Annotated in this window: 5 protein-coding genes; 3 read left to right on the top strand and 2 right to left on the bottom strand. The window is 45.5% G+C overall.

Features of this window, described 5'->3' with window-relative positions; genetic code table 11:
- From WMO25_RS02670 to WMO25_RS02660, 3 genes are all read left to right on the top strand, one after another.
- Positions 1-512, top strand: a 512-nt coding sequence (locus WMO25_RS02670) for a glycerate kinase (RefSeq protein WP_349083948.1), incomplete at its 5' end; no start/stop codon positions are given.
- 119 nt (positions 513-631) lie between these two features.
- Entirely contained in the window at positions 632-1,579 is a 948-nt protein-coding gene (locus tag WMO25_RS02665) for a D-2-hydroxyacid dehydrogenase (RefSeq protein ID WP_349083947.1), read from the top strand.
- Between the two features lie 163 nt (positions 1,580-1,742).
- Positions 1,743-1,922 carry a hypothetical protein gene (locus WMO25_RS02660; RefSeq protein ID WP_215688975.1) on the top strand — a complete coding sequence of 60 codons (180 nt, stop codon included), beginning with the start codon at positions 1,743-1,745 and terminating at the stop codon, positions 1,920-1,922.
- 173 nt (positions 1,923-2,095) lie between these two features.
- Here WMO25_RS02660 and aspS read toward each other — a convergent pair whose 3' ends face one another.
- Positions 2,096-3,847, bottom strand: a complete 1,752-nt coding sequence (gene aspS / locus WMO25_RS02655) for an aspartate--tRNA ligase (RefSeq protein ID WP_349083946.1) — start codon at positions 3,845-3,847, stop codon at positions 2,096-2,098.
- 600 nt (positions 3,848-4,447) lie between these two features.
- Positions 4,448-5,803 (bottom strand): MATE family efflux transporter, encoded by a 1,356-nt coding sequence (locus WMO25_RS02650; protein WP_349083945.1) that lies wholly within the window; start codon positions 5,801-5,803, stop codon positions 4,448-4,450.
- Between the last annotated feature and the right edge of the window lie 197 nt (positions 5,804-6,000).

The following is a 6,000-nucleotide window of genomic DNA, read 5'->3' as shown; positions in this document are numbered from 1 at the left end:
AAGGTGCCAATCCATCCATAATTATGGAGATGGATAAATGGCTTCGTTATTATGCAGCTCTTGCAAGGGAAAAATTTCCGAAAGCCAATCTGAATGAACCGGGGACCGGCGCAGCAGGCGGCCTTGGTTTTGCATTTCTGACATTTACCAACGCAGTTCTTGAGTCTGGGATCAAAATCGTTCTGGAAGAAACAAAACTGGAATCCTATGTCAAAGGAGCAGATGTTGTTGTAACAGGGGAAGGCAGACTGGATTTCCAGACAGCCATGGGCAAAGCACCTGTGGGGGTTGCCGGGTTGGCCAAAAAATTTGACATTCCTGTACTGGCCTTTGCCGGCAGTGTGACAAAAGATGCCACAGAGTGCAACAAAAACGGTATCGATGCCTTCTTCCCAATCCTTCGAGGCATTTCAACACTGGAAGAAGCCATGAAACCGGAAAATGCCAAACAGAACCTGACAGACACAGCAGAGCAGGCATTTCGTCTTTTCAATATTTGCCGTCAGGCCTAAAAAGTGGAGCAAAACGCAGGCGTTTTTAAGCGTTTTGCAGTTGAAATATTTAAACCTGGACGGTAAAATAATTTTTAGTGATTATAAAATGAATGATGTGATAGATACGCAGAGGTTTTATGGAGATTATGATGGAGAAAACGGTTTTGGTTGTGATCCCTGCAGAGGAGAGACATAAAGAGAAGTTGGAGCGTGCCGGTAAAGGCTGCCGGTTTGTGTATGCGTCACCCCAGACGGCAACAGAAGAAATGATTGAAGCAGCAGATGTGATTATCGGCAATGTGAAGCCGGACAGACTGCATGAGCCGGAACGCCTGCAGTGGCTGCAGTTGAATTCTGCCGGCGCAGATGCTTATGTGAAGCCGGGGATTTTAAGAAGTACTACAATGTTGACAAGTGCCACAGGTGCTTACGGCAAGGCAGTGGCAGAGCACAGTTTTGCCATGCTTTTGATGCTGCAGAAGAAGCTGAATTTATACAGAGACGCCCAGACAAAGAACGAATGGAGCGATTTTGGTACAGTCACATCCATTACAGATGTCACAGTGCTTGTTGTGGGACTGGGCGATATCGGCCTGCATTTTGCCAGATTGGCCAGTGCTCTTGGCGCTCGTGTCATTGGTCTGAAACGCTCCATGGGACCATGTCCGGAAGGTGTTCATGAATTACATACCATGGACGAGCTGGATAACTTATTGCCGAAAGTGGATGTTGTAGCTTCCTTTGTACCGTCAACAGCGACTACATATCATATGTACACAAAAGAACGATTGATGGCCATGAAGGACACTGCCATCTTCTTAAACAGCGGAAGGGGAGACGCAGTGGCTTCAGAAGTACTGTATGAAGCACTTTCTGAGGGCTGGATTGCCTCAGCGGGAATTGATGTCACGGAACCGGAACCGCTGCCGGCAGACAGCCCATTGTGGCAGCTGCCGAACCTGATGATGACACCGCATATATCCGGGCAGTTCCATCTGCCGGAGACATTTGAACGCATTGTGGATATTGCAGCCGCAAATTTGGAAGCTTATCTTAAAGGTGAAAACCTCAGAAATCGAATTTAATAATATTAAATAGCGGCGCCTGATATTTTTGGGCGCCTTTTTCATATTTGGTGAGCACCGTTTTGTTTGAAGAGATCTGTGAAGCAGGAAGCCCATTGGCTTTAGACAATGGGTAGTTCACGTTATCACACATACACATATTAAGCGAGAGGAGGTTGATGATATGGGAAATGTGAATATGTGTAAGGCAATACAGGAAATGATACAAGACGGCAGAGATGAGGGAAGAGTCCAACTTTTGGTAACGCTTATTCAAAGCGGAGATATCAGTCTGCAAAGAGCTGCCGCACTTATGAATATGACTCCGGAGGAATTTCAGGAGAAAAGTAAGATGATTTCCTAATAGTATCAGCAGATGATAACTATTGAGGAGTTACAAATATTTAATAAAACATCAAAGAGACTGAAAAGATTTGGAAAATGCTTTCACTTTATAAGGCTTCACAGATAGGATATGTAAAATATAATCCTGCCTGTGAAGCCTTTATATATTTACTGAAAATACAATGTGATGGATTAATCGCGCACTTTAATGTGTGCCTCTCTCAGCTGAGTCTCAGTGACAATACCCGGTGCGCCGCACATGAGATCCTGTGCGTTGCCGTTCATTGGGAAGGCAATTACTTCTCGAATGTTGTCTTCATTTCTCAGCAGCATGATCATTCGGTCGATACCAGGGGCCATACCGGCGTGTGGTGGGGCACCAAACTGGAAAGCGTTGTAGAGCGCACCGAATTTCGTCTTCAGGTCTTCTTCGCTGTAGCCTGCGATTTCAAAGGCTTTGACCATGATATCCAGATCGTGGTTGCGGACAGCACCGGAGGAAAGCTCCACGCCGTTGCAGACGATATCATACTGATAAGCCAGGATATCTTCAGGGTTCATGGTGTTCAGTGCTTCAAGGCCGCCCTGAGGCATAGAGAATGGGTTGTGTGTGAAATCCATCTTCTTCTCGTCCTTGTTGTATTCATACATCGGGAAGTCGTTGACAAAACAGAAGCGGAAGGCATTCTTCTCGATCAGGTCAAGACGTTCACCCAGTTCGTTGCGGAGCTGTCCGGCAAAAAGGTTAGCACGTTCTTCTTTATCCGCAATAAAGAAAATCGTATCGCCCACTTCAAGACCTGTGAGTTCAGCAAATTCCTGCTTCATGTCATCAGGGATAAATTTGTCAATGGGGCCTTTATAACTATTATCTTCCATGACTTCCAGGTAACCAAGGCCGCCCATACCGATGGAAGTGGCGAATTTCAGCAGTTTCTCATGAAAACCCTTGGACATATCGGCATGAACCCTGATGGCACGGACGGTACGTTTCAGGAAAGGTTTGAATGTACATCTCTGAAAGAATTCTGTGACATCCATGATACGAAGCGGGTTTCTTAGATCCGGCTTGTCAGAGCCGAACTGCAGCATGGCATCCTTGTAGCTGATCACAGGATAAGGGGCAGCTGTGACAGAAGCACCTTCCGGTGCAAATTTTTCAAAAGTGGCTGTCAGAACTTCTTCACCTACACGGAAGACCTCTTCCTGAGTAGCGAAGCTCATCTCAAAGTCCAACTGATAGAATTCGCCCGGTGAACGGTCTGCACGGGCATCCTCATCACGGAAACATGGTGCAATCTGGAAGTATTTATCAAAACCGGAAACCATCAGCAGCTGTTTGTACTGCTGCGGAGCCTGAGGCAATGCATAAAAACGACCTTTGAACTTTCTGGATGGTACGATATAATCTCTGGCACCTTCAGGAGAAGAAGCGCAGAGAATCGGTGTCTGGATTTCAAGAAATCCCATCTCTGTCATCTTCTGACGAAGGAAGCTGATGACCTGTGAACGGAAAATGATGTTGTCTTTGACTTTCTGGTTTCTTAAGTCAAGATAACGGTACTTCAGACGGACATCTTCACGGATTTCCTTGGAAGTCATAATCTCAAAAGGCAGCTGGTGATAAACCTTGCCCAGCATATCGATGCTGTGAGCTTCAAGTTCGATAGTGCCTGTAGGAATCTTCGGATTGTAAGTCTCCTCATCGCGGTGGTCAATGACACCTTCGATGGAGATGCAGTTTTCTTTGGTAATACCGTCCAGGAGAGAAGTGTCTCTTAAAACAACCTGGAGGACACCGTACATATCTCTCAAATCAATAAAAGATACACCGCCGTGGTCACGGATATTTTCAACCCAGCCTGCGACACGGATGGTCTTGCCAACGTCGCTTTCGCTGATCTCGTTTAAAATTCTGCTGCGGTAAATGTTTGGTGTTGTCATAATTGGTCCCCTTTCATTTTGTGATATTCAATCATATCTGCTGAGATGTCCAGGACGAAACGTATAACAAGTGCCTTGGCACATTCCTGCGCCTGCAGCCTATTCCCTGCAAATAAAAAAATCGCCCTGAACGATGATCGTTCAGGACGAATATAAAATCCGCGGTACCACCTGAATTACTGCAATGCAGTCTCTCAACAGAGGCAAAAACCTCCTGCTGTCTGACGTCCAGCTGACGGCGCACCTACTGGGCAAAATGCTGTTCAGATTGCGGCTGTTAAAGTGTTATTCACGCTGATTCATTCTGTGGGTTCTCACTCTCTCCACTCACTGGAAGCGATAAACAGCGCTACTTCTCTTCGTCATCGCCTTTAACTTTTCGTTAGCAGTATTATAGCCCTTGATAATTTATTTTGTCAACGTAAAAAAGTATAAAAATTTTAGGAAATTAAAGTGGTGATATAGTGAAAAATTACCTATACAACTAGAATAATTTACAGATATTTCCAAAAAATAAAAAAGGCCATTCGCAATTGTGCGAACAGCCTTTGAAAAATGTTCAGTGCAAACTATCAATCAAATCAATGATAGCATACACATTTAGTCCAAATGATGCTGCCAGTCGGCTTTGAACAGGAAGATCAGAAACAGGATGGTACTGCATCCCCATGTCAGTGGATAGGCCCAGGAAATCATCTGAAAGACTGGGAAGAACCGGAGTGCTGTGGTGACGTAGACGATACGCAGGCCGCACCAGAAAAGCAGCATTCCCGCCATTGGCACAACAGCATAGCCGCAGCCTCTCATCACACCGGCGGAGCAATGGGAAAAGGCCAGCAGGAAGAAAAACAGGCTGACAATGTGGGCGTGAATAGTGCCGTAGGCAACGGCTTCCTGTGTACTGCCGAAAATCTTCAGTGCATATGGAATAAAAAAGTAGATCAGAAGTCCGGTAACCTCAGCGGTGATCATGCCAAATAAGATGCCGAAAACGGCGCCCTTTTTGGCACGATGGTATTGCCTGGCTCCCAGGTTCTGACTGACGAAGGTCGGAAGTGCCATGGCCATACTCATAATCGGAAGGAAAACGAATCCCTCAATCTTGGAGTAGGCCCCCATTCCGGACATAGCGTAAGCGCCGAAGGAATTGATATTCTTCTGAATCACCAGGTTACCGATGGTGATCACGGCATTCTGAATGCCGGCGGGCAGACCCTGATACAACACCTTCTTCATCATGTGGGAATGGTAATGCAGCTTTTTGAAATCAAGCCGGGTATAATCTTTAATCCGACACATACGAAACAAACAGAGAATGACGCTGAGACCCTGAGAGATCACAGTGGCGGCTGCAGCACCTGTAACACCCCAGTGAAAGGCAGGATGGGCCACAAAAAGCAGATCCAGACCGATATTCACAATGGAAGAGAATAACAGATAGTAAAGGGGATGAATACTGTCACCCAGGGCACGCATGATGGACATGCAGATGTTGTAGAGGATAACAGTGGATACACCGCCGAAATAAATCTGCAGATACCTTAAGGCATGAGGCATAACAGAGTCCGGGGTGCCAAGCCATACCAGAAGATGGGGAGTCAGGATAAGACCGGCAACAGTGCCGATTGCGGAAGCAATCAGCCCCATCAGGAAATTCGTGTGGACAGCCTTTGAAACATTGTCTTCATCGCGGGCGCCAAAATAGCGTGAAATAACGACACCGCCGCCGGTGGCAATGCCGGAGAAAAAACCGATGATCAGAAAGACGACAGTGCCGGTGGAACTGACGGCGGCAAAAGCATCGTTATCCGCAAAGTTGCCGATGACCCATGCATCAACCATGTTATACAACTGCTGAAGCAGCTGACCGAGAAACAGCGGAATGGCAAAGGCCAGAATACCGCCGGGAATCGATCCTCTTGTCAGGTCGATGCTGCCTTTATTTTCTTTTTGCATAAAAAAACCTCTTTAATTCAATGGATTTGAAATAATTAACATTAATAAAAGTGTATCATGTTTGAAAATAAACAGCAATAAGCCCTTTTGATTTTTAGAAAAAAATAAAAAATTGAATAAAAACAGACAAAATAATATGTTTTTCGTCTTCATAAGTAAAAATAATAAAAAAATTAGAAAATATTGTCCTATTTTGG

The sequence above is a fragment of the Coprococcus intestinihominis genome (assembly GCF_040096555.1).
Classification (GTDB): domain Bacteria; phylum Bacillota; class Clostridia; order Lachnospirales; family Lachnospiraceae; genus Coprococcus_A; species Coprococcus_A intestinihominis.
The sequence above is the reverse complement of the archived record's forward strand: the minus strand, read 5'-3'. Positions and strand labels throughout refer to the sequence as shown.

Excerpts from the sequence above, each read along its gene's own strand:
- WMO25_RS02665 (WP_349083947.1), top strand. The coding sequence starts at position 632 with ATGGAGATTATGATGGAGAAAACGGTTTTGGTTGTGATCCCTGCAGAG.
- WMO25_RS02660 (WP_215688975.1), top strand. The coding sequence starts at position 1,743 with ATGGGAAATGTGAATATGTGTAAGGCAATACAGGAAATGATACAAGAC.
- aspS (WP_349083946.1), bottom strand. The coding sequence starts at position 3,847 with ATGACAACACCAAACATTTACCGCAGCAGAATTTTAAACGAGATCAGC.
- WMO25_RS02650 (WP_349083945.1), bottom strand. The coding sequence starts at position 5,803 with ATGCAAAAAGAAAATAAAGGCAGCATCGACCTGACAAGAGGATCGATT.